Origin of the sequence: Streptococcus ovis DSM 16829, assembly GCF_000380125.1 — a bacterium.
Classification (GTDB): Bacteria; Bacillota; Bacilli; order Lactobacillales; family Streptococcaceae; genus Streptococcus; species Streptococcus ovis.
The window spans coordinates 22,165-45,563 of record NZ_KB904566.1 but is presented as its reverse complement, the minus strand read 5'-3'; the positions used below and the strand labels follow the sequence as shown (position 1 = coordinate 45,563).

The following is a 23,399-nucleotide window of genomic DNA, read 5'->3' as shown; positions in this document are numbered from 1 at the left end:
TTACATGAAACAATCCATTTGGTAGTGGCAATGATGTTAGGCTACAAACCGATTGTGAGAGCATCTATTCTTCTTCCAGCAATTTTTTATGAAAATAAACAGAATGATTTTCACAACCTGCTGATTGCTAGTTCTGCTCCACTTGTTCTTATTTTTCTAGGATTCCTGTTACCAGTGGAAAATGTACCGACGGTCTTAATACGTTTGTTTTGTTGGTTAAATATTTTGAATTTGCTACCAGTAACAAATGACGGAGAAATGATATTTCTATCATTGTGTCATTTATTAAGGAGGAAAAATGCATAAAAATAGCACCATTCCTTTCGTTATAAATAGTTTTTTCATAGTGTCTATTTTATTGGGAGTCCTACTTCTTTTATTTTTTAATCCAAGTTCAGAAAAAGACCAGTCCTTCTTAAAGGAACAATCAGTAGAGGTTGTCACTAGGGTACAAAATAAGAATCAGGGCTTGTATTATTTTGGTTTTGCCAGTTGGCCGTGGTGTCAGGATTTATTACCCATCTTAGAAGATGAATTGGTAGCCAGCCAAAGTAAGATATATACTGTTAATACAAAATCAAGTGATTTCTCAGAACATCAACGTTCAGTGATAACGGATGTTTTTAGAAAAAACATGGGAGGAGATAAGCTGTATGTTCCTTTTCTAGTAGCTATTAATAGTGCTGGAGAGGTTAAAACTCATACAGGAACTGTAGTAGGACATGATGCTAGTAAGGAAGGGTTGTCACTGAAGCAGCAAATAGAATTAAGGAAAATCCTAAAGAGTCTAATTGGACATGCAAAAAGTTAGTATTAGGAAATTTTTAAATGGTCAGAAGAGTTTTTAGTTGGAAATCTATTCTTACAAGTGAATAAAAGCGTATTTCGTGCTATAATGATGTTATTATCTTGTAGGAGAATAGTATGAAACGTATTGCAGTAGACGCTATGGGTGGAGATCATGCCCCTCAAGCGATTGTAGAGGGAGTAAATCAAGCCATTACAGCTTTTTCAGATATTGAAGTTCAATTATATGGAGATGAGGCTAAAATCCGTCAGTATTTGACAGCGACAGAGCGTGTGAGCATTATTCACACAGATGAGAAAATCAATTCTGATGATGAGCCTGCTAAAGCCATTCGTCGGAAGAAAAATGCTTCGATGGTTTTGGCAGCAAAAGCAGTTAAAGAGGGACAGGCGGATGCAGTCTTATCTGCTGGAAACACAGGGGCCCTTCTTGCGGCTGGTCTTTTTGTGGTGGGACGGATTAAAGGAATTGATCGTCCAGGCCTTCTGTCTACTTTGCCGACAACTGATGGTAAAGGATTTGATATGTTAGATTTGGGTGCAAATGCTGAAAGTACAGCTAAACATCTTCATCAGTATGCCGTTTTGGGTTCATTTTACGCTGAAAATGTGCGTAGCATTGCGAAACCTCGTGTCGGCTTGCTCAATAATGGTACAGAAGAAACAAAGGGAGATCCACTACGGAAAGAAGTTTTTGCCTTATTATCAGACGAGCCAGCTATCAACTTTATTGGTAATATCGAGGCGCGTGAGCTGATGAATGGCGTTGCAGATGTGGTGGTAACAGATGGTTTCACAGGAAACGCAGTACTTAAATCCATTGAAGGAACAGCTCTTGGTATTATGGGACAATTGAAAACTGCTATTGAGGGCGGCGGATTACGTGCGAAAATTGGCTATTTGTTCATGAAAAATAGTTTACGTACGTTGAAAAAATCGCTGGATTATTCAGATGCAGGTGGAGCTGTTCTCTTCGGACTCAATGCTCCAGTTGTAAAAGCGCATGGTTCAAGTGATGCGAAGACAATTTTGGCGACGATTCGACAAATCCGAACGATGTTAGAATCAGACGTTGTGGCGAAATCAGTCGCGAAATTTTCACCTGTGGAGGAAAGCGATGAATAAGGAGGCAATTTATCAACAAATCGTGGCTATTATTCTGGATTCAAAAGGAAGTGATTTTGAAGTAACACCTGCCACTTCTCTAAATGATAGTATTGCAGAAGATTCTGTTGAAATAATGGAATTTGTACTGTCTTTAGAAGATGCATTTGGAATTGAAATTTCTGACTCTGATATTGAGAGTTTTCGAACTGTAGAAGATATTACGAACTATATTTTTTCTATTTCTAAATAATAGCTAGAAGCATCTGTTAAAAACGGATGTTTTTTGTTTTAAGAAGAAATAAAATATGTTTTTTGTTTATTTTAGTCTATTTTTGTGATATAATCTAAAATGAATTCAAGCGAAAGGCGAACTATTTATGTCAAAACAACCGATTTATACGGGAAAGGCAAAAGATATTTATGAAACAGAAGACGAGAATGTGATTCGGTCCGTTTATAAGGATCAAGCAACGATGCTGAATGGTGCTCGCAAGGAGACAGTTGAAGGCAAAGGTATGCTTAATAATCAAATCTCGTCTCTTATTTTTTCAAAATTAAATGCTGCCGGTGTGGCAACACATTTTATTGAACAAATTTCTGATACTGAACAATTGAATAAAAAGGTGGAGATTATCCCACTTGAGGTTGTATTACGTAATGTAACAGCGGGTTCATTCTCGAAACGCTTTGGTGTGGAAGAAGGTATCATGTTAGACAGACCAATTGTAGAATTTTATTACAAGAAAGATGAGTTGGATGATCCTTTTGTGAATGATGAGCATGTGCAATTTTTAGGAGTTACCACAGAGGAACAGCTTGCTTATATAAAGACTGAGACGCGTCGTATCAATGAGTTGTTAAAAGATTGGTTTGCTCAGATTGGATTGCAGTTGATTGACTTTAAATTAGAATTTGGCTTCGATAAGGATGGTAATATTCTATTAGCTGATGAAATTTCGCCAGATAATTGTCGGCTTTGGGATGCAGATGGCAACCATATGGACAAAGACGTTTTCCGCCGTGACCTTGGAAGTTTAACAGATGTTTATCAAGTGGTGTTAGATCAGTTAAAAACACTAGCTTAGTAGGAATGTTTTTTTATATAAAGAAAGGAAAAGCGATTGGGCTGTTGAAACCTCTCGCAACTGGTACTTAGAAATGGACAAACGTATTTTCGTTGAGAAAAAAGCGGATTTTCAGGTGAAATCTCATGCCTTGGTGAAGGAATTGACACATAATTTGCAGTTGACAAGTCTTTCGTCTGTACGTATTGTACAAGTTTACGATGTTTTTAATTTAGCAGCAGATTTATTTGAAAGAGCGGAGAAACATATTTTTTCTGAGCAAGTGACAGATACCATTTTAGGTGAAGCAGATGTCACAGCAGCACTTGCCCAGTCAGCATTCTTTGCTATTGAAAGTTTACCAGGGCAGTTTGACCAGCGTGCGGCATCAGCTCAAGAAGCTTTGCTCTTACTTGGTAGTACAAATGACGTCGTGGTCAATACGGCTCAACTTTACTTAATCAATGAGGACATTGCTGAGGAAGAATTGGTAGCGGTGAAGAATTATCTTTTGAATCCAGTGGATTCACGCTTCAAGGATATTACAGTAGCCATTCAACCACAGGAATTTTCAAACTCGGACAAAACCATTCCAACTCTAGACTTCTTTGAGACCTATACGGCAGAGGATTTTGCGAAATATAAGGCAGAGCAGGGAATGGCCATGGAGGTGGCTGACCTTGTCTTTATCCAAGAATATTTCAAATCTATTGGGCGCGTACCAACAGAGACGGAATTGAAGGTGCTTGACACCTACTGGTCAGATCATTGCCGTCACACGACCTTTGAGACAGAGTTGAAGCACATCAATTTCTCTGAATCAAAATTCCAAGAGCAATTACAAGCAACTTATGATAAATATCTTGCTATGCGTGAAGAACTAGGACGCTCTGAAAAGCCACAAACTTTGATGGACATGGCGACGATTTTTGGGCGTTATGAGTGTGCCAATGGTCGCTTGGATGACATGGAAGTGTCAGATGAAATCAACGCTTGCTCTGTTGAGATTGAAGTAGATGTCAATGGTGTCAAAGAACCTTGGCTTCTCATGTTTAAGAATGAAACTCATAATCACCCAACGGAGATTGAACCTTTTGGTGGCGCGGCTACCTGTATCGGTGGTGCGATTCGTGATCCATTGTCAGGACGTTCTTATGTTTATCAAGCCATGCGGATTTCTGGTGCTGGAGATATTACAGCGCCGATTGCTGCAACACGTGAAGGGAAATTGCCACAACAGGTCATTTCAAAGACTGCAGCACATGGGTATTCATCTTATGGAAACCAGATTGGACTTGCGACAACTTATGTTCGTGAATACTTCCATCCAGGTTTTGTAGCCAAAAGGATGGAACTCGGTGCAGTAGTTGGTGCAGTGCCGAAGGGAAATGTGGTGCGTGAGAAACCAGAAGCGGGCGATGTAGTCATCCTTCTTGGTGGAAAGACAGGCCGTGATGGTGTCGGTGGTGCGACAGGTTCTTCTAAGGTGCAAACCGTTGAATCGGTAGAAACAGCTGGCGCTGAGGTCCAAAAAGGGAATGCCATTGAAGAGCGGAAGATTCAACGGCTCTTCCGCAATGGTGAGGTGACTCGTCTGATCAAGAAATCCAATGACTTCGGAGCTGGTGGTGTCTGTGTGGCCATTGGTGAATTGGCAGATGGACTTGAAATTGATTTGGATAAGGTGCCCCTCAAATACGCTGGTCTAAACGGTACAGAAATTGCGATTTCAGAATCCCAAGAGCGGATGTCTGTTGTTGTTCGACCAAGTGATGTGGATGCCTTTATCGCAGCCTGTGCGACAGAAAATATTCACGCCGTTGCGGTTGCGACTGTGACAGAAAAACCAAATCTGGTTATGACTTGGAATGGTCAAACGATTGTAGATATTGAGCGCCGTTTCTTGGATACCAACGGTGTGCGTGTGGTAGTAGATGCCAATGTTGTGGACAGTCAGGTTGAAGTGCCTGAGATACGTATCACTTCTGCTGAAACGTTGGAACAAGATGCAGTTGCGGTGCTATCAGACCTCAATCACGCCAGTCAAAAAGGTTTACAGACCATTTTTGACAGCTCTGTTGGTCGTTCAACAGTCAATCATCCTCTTGGTGGACGTTATCAAGTCACACCAACGGAGGCTTCAGTTCAGAAATTGCCTGTTCAGCATGGGGTCACCACAACAGCTTCTGTGATGGCACAAGGCTTTAACCCGTACATTGCAGAATGGTCACCTTATCATGGAGCAGCCTATGCGGTTATTGAGGCGACAGCTCGATTAGTGGCAACTGGCGCTAACTGGTCTAAGGCTCGTTTCTCTTACCAAGAATATTTCCAACGCATGGACAAACAAGCCGATCGCTTTGGTCAGCCGGTTGCAGCCTTGCTTGGTTCCATCGAAGCACAAATCCAATTGGGTCTTCCATCAATCGGTGGGAAAGACTCTATGTCTGGCACTTTTGAAGAATTGACAGTGCCCCCAACGCTTGTCGCTTTTGGTGTCACAACCGCAGATAGTCGCAAGGTACTCTCGCCAGAATTTAAGGCAGCAGGCGAAAATATTTATTACCTTCCAGGTCAGGCCATTTCAGTCGACATTGATTTTGAAGGGATTACGAAAAACTTTGAAACCCTCTCAGCTATTCAAGAAAAATATGAACTGACTTCGGCTTCAGCCGTTAAATATGGTGGGGTGCTTGAAAGTCTTGCACTAGCAACATTTGGGAATCGTATCGGTGCTTCTGCAGAAATAGAGAAGCTTGAGAGCAGCTTGACAGCTCAACTTGGTGGTTTCATCTTTACATCTAAGGAAGAAATTGCTGGAGCAGTAAAAATCGGTCAAACAATTGCTGGCTTTACACTCCTTGTCAACGGTGTCAACCTTGATGGAGACAAGCTTTTGACAGCCTTTGAAGGTAAATTGGAAGATATTTACCCCACAGAATTTGAACAGGACACGAACTTAGAAAACGTCCCAGCAGTTGTGACGGACACAGTAACAAGAGCTAAAGAAGTTGTAGAACAACCATTGGTGTACATTCCTGTCTTCCCAGGAACCAATTCGGAATATGATTCAGCTAAGGCCTTTGAACAAGCTGGGGCCCAAGTAAACTTAGTACCGTTTGTGACCTTGGATGGGGAAGCAATTCAGCAGTCTGTTGAGGATATGGTAGAAAATATTTCCAAAGCTAATATTCTCTTCTTTGCAGGTGGTTTCTCAGCAGCGGATGAGCCAGATGGTTCTGCTAAGTTTATTGTCAATATCTTGCTCAATGCGAAAGTTCGCAAGGCGATTGACAGTTTTATCGAACGCGGTGGTCTCATTATCGGTATCTGTAACGGATTCCAAGCTCTTGTCAAATCTGGTTTACTCCCGTATGGCAATTTTGAAGAGGCAACCGAGGCCAGTCCAACTCTCTTCTACAACGACGCCAACCAGCACGTGGCGAAAATGGTGGAGACGCGGATTGCCAATACCAATTCGCCATGGCTTGCAGGAGTTCAAGTGGGTGACATCCATGCCATTCCAGTGTCACATGGTGAAGGCAAATTCGTCGTAACGGCTGGAGAATTTGCGGAACTTCGAGACAATGGTCAAATCTGGAGCCAATACGTGGACTTTGACGGTCAACCAAGCATGGGCAGCAAGTATAATCCAAATGGTTCTGTTTATGCCATCGAAGGAATTACCAGCAAGAACGGACAAATCATCGGTAAGATGGGGCACTCAGAGCGCTGGGAAGATGGACTCTTCCAAAATATTCCAGGAAACAAAGACCAAAAACTCTTTGAAAGCGCAGTGAAATACTTTACAGGGAAATGAAAAGGTTCAGTGAATCTTTTCCTCCCTCGCTAAAGAAGAGTGACACGACCTTCTAAGAAGGTTACAAAAAGGAAAATCTAAAATGACATACGAAGTAAAATCATTAAATGAAGAATGTGGCGTTTTCGGCATTTGGGGACATCCGCAAGCAGCTGAAGTAACCTATTTTGGACTCCACAGTTTGCAACACCGTGGTCAAGAAGGTGCGGGAATTGTCTCAAATAACAATGGCGAATTAAGAGGCCATCGTGATACAGGTCTTTTGTCAGAAGTCTTTAAAAATGCTGCTGATTTGGAACAGTTAACTGGTACAGCAGCCGTTGGGCATGTTCGTTATGCAACAGCTGGTGCAGCGGATATTCGCAATATCCAACCCTTTCTTTATAAATTTCATGATGGACACTTTGCTTTAGCTCACAATGGGAATTTAACTAATGCAATTTCTTTACGGAAAGAATTGGAAGGGCAGGGAGCAATTTTCAATGCTTCATCAGATACAGAAATTTTGATGCATCTCATTCGTCGTAGCCACAATCCTAGTTTTATGGGCAAGGTGAAAGAAGCTCTTAATATCGTAAAAGGTGGATTTGCCTATCTTTTATTGACAGAGGATAAATTGATTGCAGCTCTTGATCCAAATGGTTTTCGCCCGCTTTCTATCGGTAAAATGAAAAATGGAGCTTGGGTAGTATCCTCTGAAACCTGTGCCTTTGAGGTGATTGGTGCCGAATGGGTCCGTGATGTGAATCCAGGTGAGGTGATTATCATTGACGATAATGGAATCCAGTACGACACCTTTACTACTGACACTCAACTTTCAATCTGCTCTATGGAGTATGTGTACTTTGCTCGTCCTGACTCGACAATTGCTGGGGTAAATGTCCATACGGCTCGTAAAAATATGGGAAAAAGGCTGGCGCAGGAATTCAAGCATGAAGCAGATATTGTGGTCGGTGTTCCAAATTCATCCTTGTCAGCAGCCATGGGCTTTGCAGAAGAATCTGGTTTACCAAATGAGATGGGCTTGGTCAAAAATCAATATACCCAACGGACCTTCATTCAACCAACGCAAGAATTGCGTGAGCAGGGTGTCCGTATGAAATTGTCTGCGGTATCGGGTGTTGTCAAAGATAAGCGAGTTGTGATGATTGATGATTCGATTGTTCGTGGAACAACCTCACGTCGCATTGTTCAATTACTGCGTGAGGCAGGTGCTAAGGAAGTCCATGTGGCCATTGGCAGTCCAGAATTGAAATATCCATGTTTCTATGGGATTGACATTCAAAATCGTCGTGAGTTGATTTCGGCTAACCATAGCGCGGAGGAAGTTCGAGAAATTATTGGAGCAGATAGTTTGACCTACTTGTCACTTGAGGGATTGATTGAGTCAATTGGTCTGGAAACAGATGCTCCAAATGGTGGACTGTGTGTCGCTTATTTTGATGGGAAATACCCAACTCCATTGTACGACTATGAAGAAGAATACATTCGTAGCCTCAATGAAAAGACAAGTTTTTACATTGAGAAAGTGAAATAATGGCAAAAGTCATCAAAGATTTACATCGGTTAATGCTTGCAATTGGTATTGTTTTGTTACCCTTGTTGAGTTTTTTGTCCCTTGTATCATTGATTGAGAAACATTTTTTGGCAAGCTTAGGTTATGGTATAGCAGTTTTCGCTTGGATTTATGTCCTTTATCAACTTGTTAACATAGCCAAGCTTTTAAAAGATGATAAAGAATAGTAGCTCTGCTATTTCCAAAAAACTTGACAATTGATTGACAGTAAATTGACGAGGTTGACAAAGTTGTCAATATAAAAAGGAGAAAGAAATGTCTGAAAATAAAAATGCGTATGCTCAGTCTGGTGTGGATGTCGAAGCGGGTTATGAAGTTGTTGAACGCATCAAAAAACACGTAGCACGTACTGAACGTCTTGGGGTAATGGGAGCTCTTGGTGGCTTCGGTGGGATGTTTGATTTAACCACTACAGGTGTCAAGGAGCCAGTCCTTATCTCAGGAACAGATGGTGTAGGAACCAAACTCATGCTAGCCATCAAGTATGATAAGCATGACACGATTGGTCAGGACTGTGTGGCCATGTGTGTCAACGACATCATCGCAGCAGGTGCGGAGCCTCTCTACTTCCTTGATTATATTGCGACTGGTAAAAATGAACCTGCCAAATTAGAGCAGGTCGTGGCTGGTGTGGCAGAAGGCTGTATGCAAGCTGGGGCTGCTCTTATTGGTGGAGAAACCGCTGAAATGCCTGGAATGTACGGCGAAGACGACTATGATTTAGCTGGTTTTGCAGTAGGGATTGCTGAGAAGTCTCAGATTATTGATGGCTCAAACGTTAAAGCAGGCGATGTTCTTCTTGGACTTGCTTCTAGCGGGATTCATTCGAATGGGTATTCTCTTGTTCGCCGTGTCTTTGCAGATTACACAGGTGACGAAGTATTACCTGAGTTAGAGGGGCAAAAACTGAAAGATGTTCTTCTTGAACCAACCCGTATCTATGTCAAAGCTGCTCTGCCATTGATCAAAGAAGAACTGGTTAATGGGATTGCCCACATTACTGGCGGTGGTTTCATCGAAAATGTACCTCGTATGTTTGCGGACGACTTGGCTGCAGAAATTGATGAGGATAAAATCCCAGTTTTGCCGATTTTCAAAGCTCTTGAGAAATACGGTGAGATTAAGCATGAAGAAATGTTTGAAATCTTCAATATGGGGATTGGGCTCATGTTAGCGGTTAGTCCTGAAAATGTGGCGCGTGTGACAGAGCTTTTGGATGAACCTGTTTATGAGATTGGTCGTATTGTGGAAAAAGCTGACGCAAGTGTGGTGATTCGCTAATGGCAAAAAAAATAGCAGTATTTGCTTCGGGTAACGGTTCTAACTTTCAGGTCATTGCAGAGCAATTTCCCGTTGAGTTCCTCTTCGCTGATAAACGAGAGGCCTATGTCCTTGAACGTGCTCAGAACTTGGGTGTGACCAGTTATACCTTTGAACTTAAGGAATTTGAGAACAAGGCTGCTTATGAAGAAGCGATTGTGGAATTGCTTCGTAAGCATGAAATTGACTTGGTTGTATTGGCTGGCTATATGAAAATTGTCAGTAGGACCTTGTTGTCGGCCTATGAAGGACGAATCATCAATATCCACCCTGCCTATCTACCAGAATTTCCTGGGGCTCACGGCATCGAAGATGCGTGGAAAGCCGACGTTTCTCAGAGTGGTGTGACGGTTCATTGGGTGGATGCAGGTGTGGATACAGGTCAAATTATCAAACAAGTCCGAGTGCCTCGTTTAATAAATGATACCATCGAAACCTTTGAAGCTCGCATCCATGAAACGGAGTACAAATTGTATCCAGAGGTGATTAGGGAGCTGGTTTGACATTCTTTTGGGTGAGTGATAGACTGAGGTTGATTAAATCTCAGTTCTACTCATAGGAGGAATGACATATGCTAGCTTCAAAGAAAACGACGGCTTATCTGTTTATGGCCTATTTGCTTTTATTGACGTGGGGGATTTTATTTAAGTTTGAAACTCGGTTGGAATACATTACTCCATTTATGAATGTTCGTCATATCAACTGGATGCCATTCTCGGATCCTCTCATTGTCAATGGAGAAGTTGTTTTTGCTGAAATGGTAATAAACCTCCTTTTCTTCATACCGTTAGGAGTTTGCCTACCTCTGATAAAACCAGAGTGGTCAATTTGGCGCATGATGGCATCAGGCTTATTCCTAAGTCTGTTATATGAAAGCCTACAATTTCTTTTAGCTATTGGTATGACAGATATTACCGATGTTCTCCTAAATACATCAGGGGTTTTGCTTGGTTTGGTGATTCATTACTTATTTGCGAAGTTTTTACAGACACATGCAAGAAAATGGATTAACATCATAGGAATCCTTGTTGTCATGCCACCGTTCATCATTTTAATTAGTTTATTTATACTTGGTTTGTTTCATTAATTAAGAAAGGAGTTGTGGATTATGATGCACCTCTCTGTCCCAATTCTCGCAGAAACTCTTTTTTCTGATTGGCAAGAAACCATGATTTGGTCTTGCTTGCAGGGAGTGATGGGAGAGATTTGGGTTGATGACTCTGACAACCCCCAATCAGCCTTGGCAAAACTAGGAAGACTCGCTTCTTTTGGTTTTCTAGCAGGCCAACCAAATATAGAATTGCTCGAATCTTGTCAAGGAGAGGACATTATTCTTGTTCCTCAGCATCAAGGATGGTCGGATTTGATAGAAGCAATATATGGATCAAAAGCTCATGCTTTTACTCGCTATGCAACTAAGAAGGACACCCAATTTGACTGTGAGCAGCTAGCACAGTTAGCAACTAATTTGCCAGTAGATTTTGAATTGCAATTGATTGATGAACAGCTATATAAAGCTTGTTTGGTTGAAGAATGGTCGCAAGATTTGGTCGCGAATTACGATGATTATAAGCACTACGCTCAACTTGGATTAGGAGTTGTTGCCATTTACCAAGGAAAGCTAGTAGCTGGGGCCTCGTCCTACTCAACCTATAAAAATGGGATTGAAATTGAGATAGATACTCACCCTGATTTTAGGCGAAAGGGTCTGGCAAAAGCTGTCGCAGCTGAACTAATATTAACCTGTTTAGATAGAGGGCTTTATCCTAGTTGGGATGCCCATATGAAGATTTCGTTAGATTTAGCAGAAAAACTCGGCTATGAATTTTCACATGAATACAGAGCTTATGAAATGGATTGGTAGAAATAGAAACATTGGAAGTAGGACAAATAAATGAAAAAATTCTTTGTAAGTTTGTTGATGACAATGACTGTTTTCATCGTTGTATTTTGGATAGCTGTTCTTGTTTTTAACGAACTTGGATTTTGGCATATATTTGTTGCAGCATTTATTGCTAGTGGTATTTTGACAATAATCAGAAAATATATAGATAGGAAATAGACATCATGACAAAACGTGCACTGATCAGTGTATCTGACAAAGCGGGCATTGTGGACTTTGCCCAAGAATTGACAGCCCTTGGTTGGAAGATTATCTCAACTGGTGGCACAAAAACTGCTCTTGATAATGCTGGGGTAGCTACTATCGCTATCGACGATGTGACAGGTTTCCCTGAAATGATGGATGGTCGTGTTAAGACCCTCCATCCGAAAATCCACGGTGGACTGTTGGCTCGCCGTGATTTGGACAGTCATTTGCAAGCTGCTAAGCAACATGAGATTGGTTTGATTGACCTTGTGGTGGTCAACCTTTATCCATTCAAAGAGACCATCTTGCGTCCAGATGTGACCTATGATTTGGCCGTGGAAAATATCGACATCGGTGGACCTTCTATGCTCCGTTCAGCAGCGAAAAACCATACTAGCGTAACTGTTGTCGTGGATCCAGCTGATTATGCGGTGGTGCTAGATGAACTCAAGGCAGATGGTGAAACGACTTACGCTACTCGTCAACGTTTGGCAGCTAAAGTTTACCGTCACACAGCAGCTTATGATGCCTTGATTGCGGATTATTTCACAGCTCAAGTCGGTGAAACCAAGCCTGAAAAATTAACCATCACTTACGACCTCAAACAGCCAATGCGCTACGGTGAAAATCCACAGCAGGATGCGGATTTCTATCAATCTGCGATTCCGACGGATTATTCGATTGCGTCAGCCAAGCAGCTCAACGGTAAGGAGCTTTCATTCAATAACATCCGCGATGCCGATGCGGCCATCCGTATTATCCGTGACTTTACTGACCGTCCGACAGTTGTGGCGCTCAAGCACATGAACCCTTGTGGCATCGGTCAGGCGAACACCATTGAAGGAGCTTGGGACAATGCTTACGCTGCTGACCCAGTTTCGATTTTCGGTGGAATTGTCGTTCTCAACCGTGAGGTGGATGCGGCTACCGCTGAAAAAATGCATCCGATTTTCTTAGAAATCATCATTGCACCAAGTTATTCAGCAGAAGCGCTAGCTATTTTGACCAATAAAAAGAAAAACTTGCGTATCCTCGAATTGCCATTTGACGCGCAAGAAGCGAGTGAAGTGGAAGCAGAATACACAGGTGTTGTGGGCGGTATGTTGGTGCAAAACCAAGATGTCATCAAGGAAAATCCAGCTGACTGGCAAGTTGTGACTAAACGTCAACCAGATGCGCGTGAGCAAGTCGCTCTTGAGTTTGCCTGGAAAGCCATCAAGTATGTCAAATCAAACGGTATCTTGATTGCCAACGACCACATGACCCTCGGTGTCGGACCTGGTCAGACCAACCGTGTGGCGTCAGTCCGTATCGCGATTGAGCAAGCCAAAGACCGCCTTGACGGCGCAGTCCTCGCCTCAGATGCCTTCTTCCCATTTGCGGATAACATCGAAGAAATCGCAGCCGCAGGCATCAAAGCCATCGTCCAACCGGGCGGCTCCGTCCGCGACCAAGACTCCATCGACGCGGCAGACAAGCACGGCATCACCATGGTGTTTACAGGTGTGAGACATTTTAGACATTAAGATTCAGTAAATAGCAGAGCACCCCAGCATTCTTGCTGGGGTATTTTTCTCCCCCAATTCCGAATAAAGTAAGTATAAGAAACTTTTGACAAAGGGAGGAGAATGTCTTACAATGAGAATACAAAGTATTCAAGAGGTAAAAAATATGGCAACAATGACACTACGTATCAATGACCAAGATGGTGAATTGATTAAGAAATATATCCAAGTACACGGTTTGACCATTTCAGAATTTGCGCGTCAGGCCATGTTGGAGAAAATCGAAGATGAATATGACCTACAAGTACTTCGTCAAGCGATGGCAGAGGATGATGGGGTGAGAATTTCCCATGAAGAACTGATGAAGGAATTCGGTCTATGAGTTATCAGGTAACTTATACCAAAAAAGCAGTCAAGCAACTCAAGAAATTAGATGCTTTCACTCGTTCTACAATTTTGTATTGGATTGATAAGCATTTAGCGAATACTGATAACCCTCGCCAGCATGGCAAAGGTTTAGCTGCTAATTGCTCCTATAAGAGGCACTATCGTGTCGGACTTTATCGCATCCTAGCCAAGATTTATGACGATGACATTGTGATTGAAATTTTTGCAGTCGGACATCGTAAAGAAATCTACTAAAACAAGCTGTCTGGCTTGTTTTTTGCTATAATGAAACCAGAAACTCACAGGAGGTCATCATGACAGAAACTAAACAGTACAACTGGGCGACATTGGGGACGGGTGTGATTGCGAATGAGTTAGCGCAAGCTTTGGAGAGTCAAGGCAGAAAACTTTACTCGGTTGCCAACCGGACCTATGATAAGGGTGTAGCTTTTGCCCAAAAATATGGGATTGAGAAAGTTTATGAAGTGATTGATGAGGTTTTTGAGGATCCTGAGGTGGACATCATTTACATCTCAACGCCGCATAACACCCATATCAATTTCTTGCGAAAGGCTTTGGCAAATGGGAAACATGTGCTTTGTGAGAAGTCGATCACGCTGAACTCGGAGGAATTGGCAGAAGCGATTGCTTTAGCAGAAGAAAATCATGTGGTATTGGCGGAGGCTATGACTATTTTCCATATGCCGATTTACCGTAAGCTGTCAGAAGTGGTGGCTTCTGGCAAGTTGGGTGAGCTCAAGCTGATTCAGATGAACTTTGGTAGCTATAAAGAATATGACATGACCAATCGCTTTTTCAGCCGAGAGCTAGCAGGCGGTGCTTTACTTGACATCGGTGTTTATGCGCTTTCTTTTGTCCGTTGGTTCATGAGTTCTACCCCAAATCAGATGGTTTCTCAAGTCAAGTTGGCGCCGACTGGTGTGGATGAGCAGGTGGGGATTCTTCTGACCAATGCTGAAGGGGAGATGGCGACGATTGCGCTTAGCCTTCACGCCAAGCAGCCAAAACGTGGAACCATCGCTTACGATAAAGGTTACATCGAGCTCTACGAGTACCCTCGTGGGCAAAAGGCGGTCATTACTTACACTGAGGATGGTCACCAAGAAGTGATTGAAGCTGGTGACACCGCACAGGCCCTTTCTTATGAAGTGGCGGATATGGAAAAAGCTGTCGCAGGTATTGAAAATCACATGTATCTTGATTATACCCGTGATGTCATGGCGATGATGACACAGCTCCGCAGGGAATGGGGCATGACTTACCCAGAGGAAGAAAACTAGAGAAGTAGAACTTGCATTTATTTGCTCATAAATCAGTCTGTAGTCTGTCTCCCAATTTTTAATAGAGTGATTGAATCCTAGTTCTTACGAATTAGGATTTTTAAGTAAAAAAATCCCAACTCAGTGAATTGGGATTTATGGTAACAGTTTCATTAAGAAGTTTGTCATCTCACTCGGGCTTTCTTTTTTACCATTACTGATCCAAGCTTGACAGATTCCGACGATGGCATGAGAGAAATAAATGCTTGTATAGTCTTTTTCGGTGGGATCTAGAATATGAGGATTAAATGTTTTCCCTAAATCTTTAGATAGGAGCAGGCGGACTTTATTGAGGATAAAATTTTGTAATTCTTGCGTTCCATTAGGGCTTAAAAGAGCGGATAATAATTCATCTTTTGCTAAAAGAGTAAACATCTCTAAGAGAGCGGTGGCTTTGTCGCCATCATGGGATAGGATGATGTCCTCCAACTTTGTAAAAAAAGTTTGCTGATAGTGTTCAACCATATCATACTTATCTTTATAATGAGTATAAAAGCTTGATCGGCTGATTCCTGCAGTTCGGGCTAATTCGATGGTGGTAATGTCATTAAAATTCTTCTTTTCTAAGCAAGTTACCATCGCATGAAGAAGTGCTTTTTTGGTATTTTCTTTTCGATTGTCGCCGGTCATATTTCTTTCCTATTCCACATTTTTGTACAGAGTGTCTAAAAAGTTTAGTTGACACTTGATTCTTCTTTTTGAACTTGTATAATAGAGTCTATCATAAAATGGACACGGCGTCCAAAAAAGGAGTGGTGATTGTTGAAAAAGTTAGAAAAACTAAAAAAGATTAAATTGTGGGTGACCATCATAGGTATCTCGCTTATTCCTGCTCTTTACAATTTAATTTTTCTGTCGTCTATGTGGGATCCCTACGGACGCTTAGATCATTTACCAGTAGCAGTCGTTAATCAAGACCAATCTGCACAATTGAATGGTCAGACATTGACGATTGGTACAGATATGGTTAGAAAAATGAAAGATAGTAAAGAGTTAGATTTTCACTTTGTCTCAAAAAATGAGGCAGAGGCTGGTTTAAAATCAGGCGATTATTATATGATTGTGACCTTACCTCGGGATCTTTCTACAAAGGCGACAACTTTATTGACAGAGAATCCTCAGAAGTTAGAGATTGTGTATCAAACTTCAAAGGGGCATAGTTTTGTTGCAGCAAAAATGAGTGACTCTGCAATGACATCACTCAAAGAGACAGTTTCAGAGACAATTACGGAAACATATACTGGTTCTGTTTTTCAAAGTTTACAACATCTGCAGTCTGGCATGAAGGATGCTAGTGCGGGTGGTGACAAACTTTTATCTGGTAGCCAGCGTTTGCAAAGTGGTCAGCTGGAGTTAGGAAATGGTCTATCTACTTTAACGCAAGGGACGGTTACTGTATCCGAGGGGGCTAGTCGTTTGGGAGATGGATTGACGACGTATACACATGGTGTGGCACAATTAGCACCAGGAGCAGAGCAATTATCCAACGGTGTGTCACGTTATACTGACGGAACGACTCAATTGGCAGTAGGTGTACAAAAAATCAGCGAAAATTCCGCAGCACTGTTAAATGGGGCTCATCAATTGACGAAAGGATCAACTGAGATGCAACCGTTGGTAGATGGGACTACTCGGTTAGCAAGTGGCTTGACTCAATTATCGCAAGCAAGTAACGTATCCCAAGAAGAGCGTGAGCAAATTCATCAATTAATTGATGGTTTACCGGCATTACAAGCTGCTATCACACAATTATCAACATCTGTTTCAGGGATGACAGGTCAAGTTGACAGTGGGAGTGTATCGGAGATGTTAACGGATATAGCGACTCAGGCACAAGGAATTCTATCAGCTGCGGAAGCAGATAAGAGAGCGAGTTTATCCGCTGTCCAAGCTACCAGTGCCTATCAAGCCCTGACTGCTGACCAGCAAGCAGAAATGAGCACTGCTATTTCTCAAAGTCCTTCTAGTCTAGCAGATCAAGCTCAGGCTATCTTAGAAGATGTTGGAACAATGAAAGAATCTCTAAGTATTATTGAGCAAGTGAGTGTTCAATTGTCACAGCTTCAAGCGGGGATTCGTCAAATCGATGGTCAATCTCAGAAAGCCTTACCGGGTGCTACGACTGCTTTAGGAAAATTACTGGCTGGATTGGACCAAGTTCATACTGCAGTGAGTGAACAAATTAGTCCCGCGAGCCAACAAGTCGCAACAGGTGTAGGACTTCTTCAAGAGAAGGTGACTCAAGGGACGATCCAATTAGAAAATGGATTGACAGTCTATTCAAGCGCCGTTGATCAATTGGCAACAGGAGGTCAGAAATTAGTGAGAAATGGCGGAGAATTGACGACTGGGAGTCAGAAACTATCGTCTGGTTTAGATAAATTAAACGAGAATTCTATAATCTTGGTGAACGGCAGCCGAAGCTTGGTAGATGGAGCGAATCAACTCACTGGCGGAACAGGGCAATTAGAAAATGGAAATCGACAGTTAAGTGAGGGACTTGTTAGTCTGGCAGGAGGGCTTGGTGCATTGAGTGATTCGTTACAAGATGCTAGTAACCAACTGTCTCTTGTATCGATATCAGAGAACAATGCCAAGGCAGTCTCAGCTCCCGTGAAGACAAGGAAGAGAGATGGGGATCAGGTTGCAACCAATGGCGTTGGTTTAGCTCCATACATGATGGCAGTCTCTCTGATGGTAGTGGCCATATCTGCTAATGTCATTTTTGCCAAATCATTGGATGGAAAGAACTTCTCTAATCGTTTCACGTGGGCTAAAAGCAAGCTATTCTTTAATGGTGCGATTGCCACAGCTGCTGCTATTCTGTTATTTGGAGCCATCTATTTGATGGGTATCAAACCAGCGCATTCTTTTGAAACACTGTGCTTTACTATTTTAATTGCATGGACGTTAATGGCCTTAGTAACTGCTCTAATCGGTTGGAATAGTCGTTATGGATCCTTTATAGCGATGATTCTCCTATTACTTCAGTTGGGTTCTAGCGCTGGCACCTATCCTATCCAATTGAGTCCAACGTTCTTTGAACGTATTCAACCGTTCTTACCTATCAGCTATGCTGTTTCAGGACTTCGTCAAACGATTTCTATGTCAGGAGATATTGGAGGGCAGGTCGCTGCTTTGGTAGCATTCTTTGTAGGTTTCTGCGGACTAGGCTTAGCTATTTTCCAAAAAGAAGCCGAATAAAAGATAGATTAGTAGATAGATGCTATTAGAAAAGACTGGGTTTGATATTTTTCCCAGTCTTTTTAGTGTACTTAATTTGGATAGATATAGGTGTGCGGTCCGTCATTAAAGGGGTTGAACCAGCCGCGGAAATCACCGACATAGCTTCGTCCAGCGTAGTTTGATTCTTTTACACGAATACGAGTTGGACTAGCGACTTCTGTGACCACAGCCACATGTCCATAACGGCCGTTTGACCATGAAATGACGGCACCAACTTTTGGTGTATTTCCTGTTTTCAAGTTTAGCCTGCGAGCTGTAGCTGGCCACATTTTGGCGTCTCCCCACCAATTTCCGACCCATGGTGCAATTTCCTTAACTCCCCAAGTACATTGGCCAACGGGATAAGTATTCGGTTCACGTACTCGTTGGTCTTGGCTAATATGCATAGTAAATGCTCCCAATCCTTTATTCCCTTGGTAGACATGAACATGGTATTTTCCAGTACCAACATGATTGCTTAGAGGAATGTTTCCAGTAAAAGTTTTGTCTGAAGCTTTTGTAGCTGCATACCATTTGAGGTCATCTTGTCCATTAGCGTCAGACCAAACAGCGTAGTTGACAGTTTGGTCACTGTAAATATTTTTTAGAGTAATACTCATATTTCCAGTGTGACTTAGTTGATTGGAGAATTGTACCGGTAATCGAGAGGTTGATAAATCAACCGTTTCAGCTATATATCCAACCCGACTTCCATCCTCATAGGTGACATAGACGTGATTTTGATAGTGTCCAGTTAGTCCTTGATGTTCTTGGAAGTTGACAGAAGTGATGTAATCCTCGTTTTGAAGACTAGCATGACGCCATTTTAAATTGCTTTGGTTGGCAGTTGACCATGTTGCGATATCGACTTTTTTGATTTTTTTAGTGTTAGCCTGTTCTTTCACAACAACTGTATAGGACCCCGCAGCTTTGTTGACGTCTTTCAAGAAGATAGAGGGAGCTTGCTGTGCAGGGATGTGGGCTTTTTCCACAGTCATGTTAGACTCGGTAATATAGTTTAGTTTAGAAGTGGGGGTTTCCTTGGCATATAGATGGATAGAGTAGGTGCCAGTGTCAAATTTATGATTTTTTAGGAATACACGAACAGAATAGGTGCCATCCTCGTTGTAGTGTGCAGTGTACCATTGTAACTCATCTTGCCCATTTTGATTAGACCAGATAGGCACGCGTACCTCTGCAAGATTTGCTGGTAAGTGCTGAATGTGAACGTCTACTATTCCAGGTTCTGCAATAGCGGTTGTGATACTTGGATTGGGTTTGGTGATAGTTGGGCGATTTTCCTCTAAGAAAATCATTCGATCCTGAACTGTAATGTAGGAATGGATCATGTATTGCCCTTCACCTTTATGTGCAGAGAGGGGGATATCTGTTTGTTCTTCTCCAGCAACGTACCATTTGAGGTCATCCTGCCCATTTTCAACAGACCAGACAGCATAGTGAATGGTTGCTCCTTTTTGTTCTTCTGATCGATTGTAGAAGATGGAAAGAGTTTGGCCATTTTGTTGTGTTGTCATGGGAGAATGAACCATACTGATTGTTTGTGGAGCTTGAGGAGCCAATTCTGTTATAGCAGAAACAGCGGTTGTTTCTGTTGTAGCAGGCTGTGAAACCTCATGTGAGACTTCAGTTGAGACTTGAACCGTGGTCGCTTCACTTGTGCTTGTCACTGTACTTGTTGTGGTATGGGCAGAGACAAGAGAGTTTTGAGCAAGGCTGGCGAGTAAGACAGCCGACGATAACAATAATGTCGAATATTTTTTCATTTAATTCCTCCTACTTAACCTATTCGCAGATGGAAAGAGAAAATGAAAATTTTTTTGGAATAAGAGTGGTAACTTTCAAAGGAATAATAATGAAGGAAAAATAGATAATGATCATTAAAAATTTTTATCTCAAATTTTGAAGACTTATTACTTCAAATCTGCATATACCCGAACAAATGTGGTATAATATATTTATATAATTCGTAAATACAAACCAGTTCTGGTTTTCTTAGTTCCGTTATGTTCAAAGTGAGGTAGTGAAGGATGAAATTACTTGTTGTTGGTTCGGGTGGTCGTGAACACGCTATTGCAAAGAAGCTTTTGGAGAGTCCTCAAGTTACAGATGTCTTTGTTGCTCCAGGAAATGATGGCATGACCTTGGATGGTTTGCAATTGGTTAATATCGTAATTTCCGAACATTATGCGCTGATTGATTTTGTAAAGACTAATGACATTGCTTGGACCTTTATTGGACCAGATGATGCTTTGGCAGCTGGCATCGTTGATGATTTTAATCAGGCGGGACTCAAAGCCTTTGGGCCATCACGTTTAGCAGCGGAGCTGGAGTGGTCAAAAGACTTTGCCAAGGAAATCATGGTCACATACGGTATTCCGACAGCAGCCTATGGCACATTTTCCGACTTCGAAAAAGCAAAAGCCTACATCGAAGAAAAGGGTGCACCCATCGTGGTGAAGGCGGACGGCCTAGCGCTCGGTAAGGGTGTGGTTGTAGCGGAAACCGTGGAACAGGCGGTTGAGGCGGCGCGTGACATGCTTTTGGACAATAAGTTCGGCGACTCGGGTGCGCGTGTGGTGATTGAGGAGTTTCTGGACGGTGAGGAATTTTCGCTCTTTGCCTTTGTTAACGGCGAGCAGTTTTACCTCATGCCGACAGCTCAGGATCATAAACGTGCCTTTGATGGCGATAAGGGGCCAAATACGGGTGGTATGGGGGCTTATGCGCCAGTTCCTCATCTCCCTCAAAGTGTTGTGGACACAGCGGTTGAGACCATCGTGAAGCCAGTCCTCAAGGGGATGATAGCTGAAGGACGTCCTTACCTTGGGATTCTCTACTGTGGCTTGATTTTGACAGCTGACGGACCGAAGGTCATCGAGTTCAACGCTCGCTTTGGCGATCCCGAGACTCAGATTATCCTCCCTCGCCTAACCTCAGATTTTGCGCAGAATATCAAGGATATTTTAGAGGGCAAACCAGCCAACATCACGTGGCACGAAGACGGGGTGACTCTCGGTGTTATCGTTGCTTCTAATGGCTACCCGCTCGATTACGAAAAAGGCGTAGTCCTTCCAGAAAAGACGACTGGAGATATTATCACCTACTATGCAGGGGCTAAGTTTTCGGAAAATAGCAGAGCACTGCTATCCAATGGTGGACGGGTTTATATGCTCGTCACCACAGCCGATACCGTCCCAGCAGCGCAGGAAAAAATCTATACCGAACTCGCTAACCAAAATATCGAAGGCCTCTTTTACCGAAATGACATCGGAAGCAAAGCCGTGAAATAAGCGATAGCATCCAGAGACCTCAGGTCGCAATGATAATAATAATTTATTATCGGCGAGCGGAAGCGAGCCACAAACCGATAATCGTCGCAGTAGTGAAAAAACTAAAATAGAAAGGACTGTTTAGTTCATGTGCTGAACTGAACACGGGACTAAATTCCTAGGAAAAAAGATAAAACTGCCTAGACGCAAGCGTCGTCGTTAGTTTTCCTATTTTTCTACGGAATTTTTCGCAAGCGAAACGTCCCTTTGTATCTTAATTATGAAACCAATTATTTCCATTATCATGGGCTCAAAATCTGACTGGGCGACCATGCAAAAAACAGCTGAAGTCCTCGACCAGTTTGGCGTAGCCTACGAGAAAAAAGTCGTCTCTGCCCACCGCACACCAGACCTTATGTTTAAGCACGCAGAGGAAGCACGCGGTCGTGGTATTAAAATCATCATCGCAGGTGCTGGCGGGGCAGCTCACTTACCTGGTATGGTCGCAGCCAAGACGACACTACCCGTCATCGGTGTACCTGTTAAGTCTCGTGCCCTCAGTGGTCTCGATTCCCTCTATTCCATAGTCCAGATGCCAGCAGGTGTGCCTGTGGCAACCATGGCCATTGGAGAAGCGGGAGCTACCAATGCGGCGCTGACTGCTCTCCGTATCCTGTCTATCGAAGATAGCGGTATCGTAGACCAACTAGCCAGCTTTGCTATTGAACAAGGAAAAATCGCGGAGGCTATGAGCGATGAACTCAACTAAAATCATCGGGATTATCGGAGGCGGTCAACTGGGTCAGATGATGGCCATTTCTGCTATCTATATGGGACACAAGGTCATTACGCTAGACCCAGCAGCGGATTGCCCGGCTTCGCGCGTGAGTGAGGTGATTGTGGCACCTTACAGCGATGTGGAGGCTTTGCGACAACTAGCAGACCGTTGTGATGTCTTGACCTATGAGTTTGAAAATGTGGACGCAGATGGTCTGGACGCTGTAATAAAAGAAGGTCAACTTCCGCAGGGGACTGACCTTCTTCGTATTTCGCAAAACCGGATTTTTGAAAAAGATTTCTTAACTAATAAGGCTGGCGTGGCAGTATCATCTTATCGTGTGGTGACCTCTAGCCTTGATTTGGAAAATCTTGACTTCTCAAAAACCTATGTCCTCAAAACTGCCACAGGTGGCTATGATGGCCACGGTCAAGTCGTTATTCGCTCTCGCGCCGACCTTGAAGCAGCCAACAAGCTGGCTAATGCTACCGAGTGCGTCCTGGAGGAGTTCGTCAATTTTGACTTGGAAATCTCAGTCATCGTATCTGGCAATGGCAGAGATGTCACCGTCTTTCCCGTTCAGGAAAATATCCACCGTAACAATATCCTGTCAAAAACCATCGTCCCAGCCCGCATTTCAGACGACTTGAGCGCGAAAGCGCAGGCTATGGCAGTCAAAATCGCAGAGCAGCTCAACCTGTCTGGCACCCTCTGTGTGGAAATGTTTGTGGCAGGCGATGAGATTCTGATCAATGAAATCGCCCCACGCCCCCACAACTCAGGGCATTACTCTATCGAAGCCTGTGATTTTTCACAGTTCGATACCCATATCTTAGGCGTACTCGGCCAACCTTTGCCAACTATCAGACTCCATGCCCCAGCCGTCATGCTCAATATCCTCGGCCAACACATAGAACAAGCTAGAAGCTATGTTGCAGAAAACCCTAGCGCCCACCTCCACCTCTATGGTAAAATAGAAGCAAAGCACAACCGCAAAATGGGACACGTGACGGTGTTGGGGGAAGATGCGGAAAGTGTGGAGGAGTTTTAAAAGTATTATACTAGTTGCATATATAAATGTAAGGGGAGTA

The 23,399-nt window shown here is 42.8% G+C and carries 22 protein-coding genes; 20 read left to right on the top strand and 2 right to left on the bottom strand.

Features of this window, described 5'->3' with window-relative positions; translation table 11 throughout:
* Positions 1–298: 298 nt before the first annotated feature.
* The 16 genes from A3I9_RS0103920 (at position 299) to A3I9_RS0103845 (ending at position 14,976) form a co-directional block, all read left to right on the top strand.
* On the top strand, positions 299–811 hold the full coding sequence (locus A3I9_RS0103920; protein ID WP_018377770.1) for a thioredoxin domain-containing protein: 513 nt from the start codon (positions 299–301) through the stop codon (positions 809–811).
* A 113-nt stretch (positions 812–924) separates the two neighbouring features.
* The gene (gene plsX, locus A3I9_RS0103915; RefSeq protein ID WP_018377769.1) at positions 925–1,932 is read left to right on the top strand and encodes a phosphate acyltransferase PlsX; all 1,008 of its coding nucleotides are present in this window, start codon (positions 925–927) and stop codon (positions 1,930–1,932) included.
* Positions 1,925–2,164, top strand: a complete 240-nt coding sequence (locus A3I9_RS0103910) for a phosphopantetheine-binding protein (protein WP_018377768.1) — start codon at positions 1,925–1,927, stop codon at positions 2,162–2,164. The genes plsX and A3I9_RS0103910 overlap by 8 nt, the downstream gene beginning before the upstream one ends.
* 127 nt (positions 2,165–2,291) lie before the next feature.
* Complete coding sequence (gene purC, locus A3I9_RS0103905; protein WP_018377767.1) at positions 2,292–2,999, top strand: phosphoribosylaminoimidazolesuccinocarboxamide synthase; 708 nt, start codon at positions 2,292–2,294, stop codon at positions 2,997–2,999.
* Between the two features lie 73 nt (positions 3,000–3,072).
* Complete coding sequence (locus A3I9_RS0103900) at positions 3,073–6,798, top strand: phosphoribosylformylglycinamidine synthase (protein WP_018377766.1); 3,726 nt, start codon at positions 3,073–3,075, stop codon at positions 6,796–6,798.
* Positions 6,799–6,880: 82 nt separating this feature from the next.
* Positions 6,881–8,335 (top strand): amidophosphoribosyltransferase, encoded by a 1,455-nt coding sequence (purF, locus tag A3I9_RS0103895; protein WP_018377765.1) that lies wholly within the window; start codon positions 6,881–6,883, stop codon positions 8,333–8,335.
* Positions 8,335–8,541, top strand: a complete 207-nt coding sequence (locus A3I9_RS0103890) for a hypothetical protein (RefSeq protein ID WP_018377764.1) — start codon at positions 8,335–8,337, stop codon at positions 8,539–8,541. The genes purF and A3I9_RS0103890 overlap by 1 nt, the downstream gene beginning before the upstream one ends.
* A gap of 88 nt (positions 8,542–8,629) precedes the next feature.
* Positions 8,630–9,655, top strand: a complete 1,026-nt coding sequence (gene purM, locus A3I9_RS0103885; RefSeq protein WP_018377763.1) for a phosphoribosylformylglycinamidine cyclo-ligase — start codon at positions 8,630–8,632, stop codon at positions 9,653–9,655.
* A complete protein-coding gene (gene purN / locus A3I9_RS0103880) occupies positions 9,655–10,197 on the top strand; it encodes a phosphoribosylglycinamide formyltransferase (protein ID WP_018377762.1) in 543 nt (180 codons plus the stop codon). Before purM ends, purN begins: the two co-directional genes overlap by 1 nt.
* 68 nt (positions 10,198–10,265) lie before the next feature.
* Positions 10,266–10,781 (top strand): VanZ family protein, encoded by a 516-nt coding sequence (locus tag A3I9_RS0103875; protein ID WP_018377761.1) that lies wholly within the window; start codon positions 10,266–10,268, stop codon positions 10,779–10,781.
* Positions 10,782–10,802: 21 nt separating this feature from the next.
* Positions 10,803–11,558, top strand: coding sequence for a GNAT family N-acetyltransferase (locus A3I9_RS0103870; RefSeq protein WP_018377760.1), 756 nt, complete (start codon positions 10,803–10,805; stop codon positions 11,556–11,558).
* A gap of 30 nt (positions 11,559–11,588) precedes the next feature.
* Complete coding sequence (locus A3I9_RS13355) at positions 11,589–11,756, top strand: hypothetical protein (protein WP_018377759.1); 168 nt, start codon at positions 11,589–11,591, stop codon at positions 11,754–11,756.
* Positions 11,757–11,761: 5 nt separating this feature from the next.
* Positions 11,762–13,309: a bifunctional phosphoribosylaminoimidazolecarboxamide formyltransferase/IMP cyclohydrolase gene (gene purH, locus A3I9_RS0103860; protein WP_018377758.1), complete on the top strand. Its 1,548-nt coding sequence runs from the start codon at positions 11,762–11,764 to the stop codon at positions 13,307–13,309.
* A gap of 145 nt (positions 13,310–13,454) precedes the next feature.
* Positions 13,455–13,670: a type II toxin-antitoxin system RelB family antitoxin gene (relB, locus tag A3I9_RS0103855; RefSeq protein ID WP_026217316.1), complete on the top strand. Its 216-nt coding sequence runs from the start codon at positions 13,455–13,457 to the stop codon at positions 13,668–13,670.
* The gene (locus tag A3I9_RS0103850) at positions 13,667–13,930 is read left to right on the top strand and encodes a type II toxin-antitoxin system RelE family toxin (RefSeq protein WP_018377756.1); all 264 of its coding nucleotides are present in this window, start codon (positions 13,667–13,669) and stop codon (positions 13,928–13,930) included. The genes relB and A3I9_RS0103850 overlap by 4 nt, the downstream gene beginning before the upstream one ends.
* 59 nt (positions 13,931–13,989) lie before the next feature.
* Positions 13,990–14,976 carry a Gfo/Idh/MocA family protein gene (locus A3I9_RS0103845; protein WP_018377755.1) on the top strand — a complete coding sequence of 329 codons (987 nt, stop codon included), beginning with the start codon at positions 13,990–13,992 and terminating at the stop codon, positions 14,974–14,976.
* A gap of 135 nt (positions 14,977–15,111) precedes the next feature.
* Here A3I9_RS0103845 and A3I9_RS0103840 read toward each other — a convergent pair whose 3' ends face one another.
* On the bottom strand, positions 15,112–15,645 hold the full coding sequence (locus A3I9_RS0103840) for a TetR/AcrR family transcriptional regulator (protein WP_018377754.1): 534 nt from the start codon (positions 15,643–15,645) through the stop codon (positions 15,112–15,114).
* Positions 15,646–15,774: 129 nt separating this feature from the next.
* On the opposite strand from A3I9_RS0103840, the gene A3I9_RS0103835 reads away from it, so the two are divergent.
* On the top strand, positions 15,775–18,219 hold the full coding sequence (locus A3I9_RS0103835; RefSeq protein WP_018377753.1) for a YhgE/Pip domain-containing protein: 2,445 nt from the start codon (positions 15,775–15,777) through the stop codon (positions 18,217–18,219).
* 71 nt (positions 18,220–18,290) lie between these two features.
* On the opposite strand, the gene A3I9_RS0103830 is transcribed toward A3I9_RS0103835, so the two are convergent.
* On the bottom strand, positions 18,291–20,024 hold the full coding sequence (locus tag A3I9_RS0103830; protein WP_018377752.1) for a GBS Bsp-like repeat-containing protein: 1,734 nt from the start codon (positions 20,022–20,024) through the stop codon (positions 18,291–18,293).
* A gap of 264 nt (positions 20,025–20,288) precedes the next feature.
* On the opposite strand from A3I9_RS0103830, the gene purD reads away from it, so the two are divergent.
* The 3 genes from purD (at position 20,289) to purK (ending at position 23,359) form a co-directional block, all read left to right on the top strand.
* Positions 20,289–21,551, top strand: a complete 1,263-nt coding sequence (purD, locus tag A3I9_RS0103825; protein ID WP_018377751.1) for a phosphoribosylamine--glycine ligase — start codon at positions 20,289–20,291, stop codon at positions 21,549–21,551.
* Positions 21,552–21,810: 259 nt separating this feature from the next.
* Positions 21,811–22,299, top strand: a complete 489-nt coding sequence (purE, locus tag A3I9_RS0103820; RefSeq protein ID WP_018377750.1) for a 5-(carboxyamino)imidazole ribonucleotide mutase — start codon at positions 21,811–21,813, stop codon at positions 22,297–22,299.
* Positions 22,286–23,359 (top strand): 5-(carboxyamino)imidazole ribonucleotide synthase, encoded by a 1,074-nt coding sequence (purK, locus tag A3I9_RS0103815; RefSeq protein ID WP_018377749.1) that lies wholly within the window; start codon positions 22,286–22,288, stop codon positions 23,357–23,359. The genes purE and purK overlap by 14 nt, the downstream gene beginning before the upstream one ends.
* Positions 23,360–23,399: the final 40 nt, after the last annotated feature.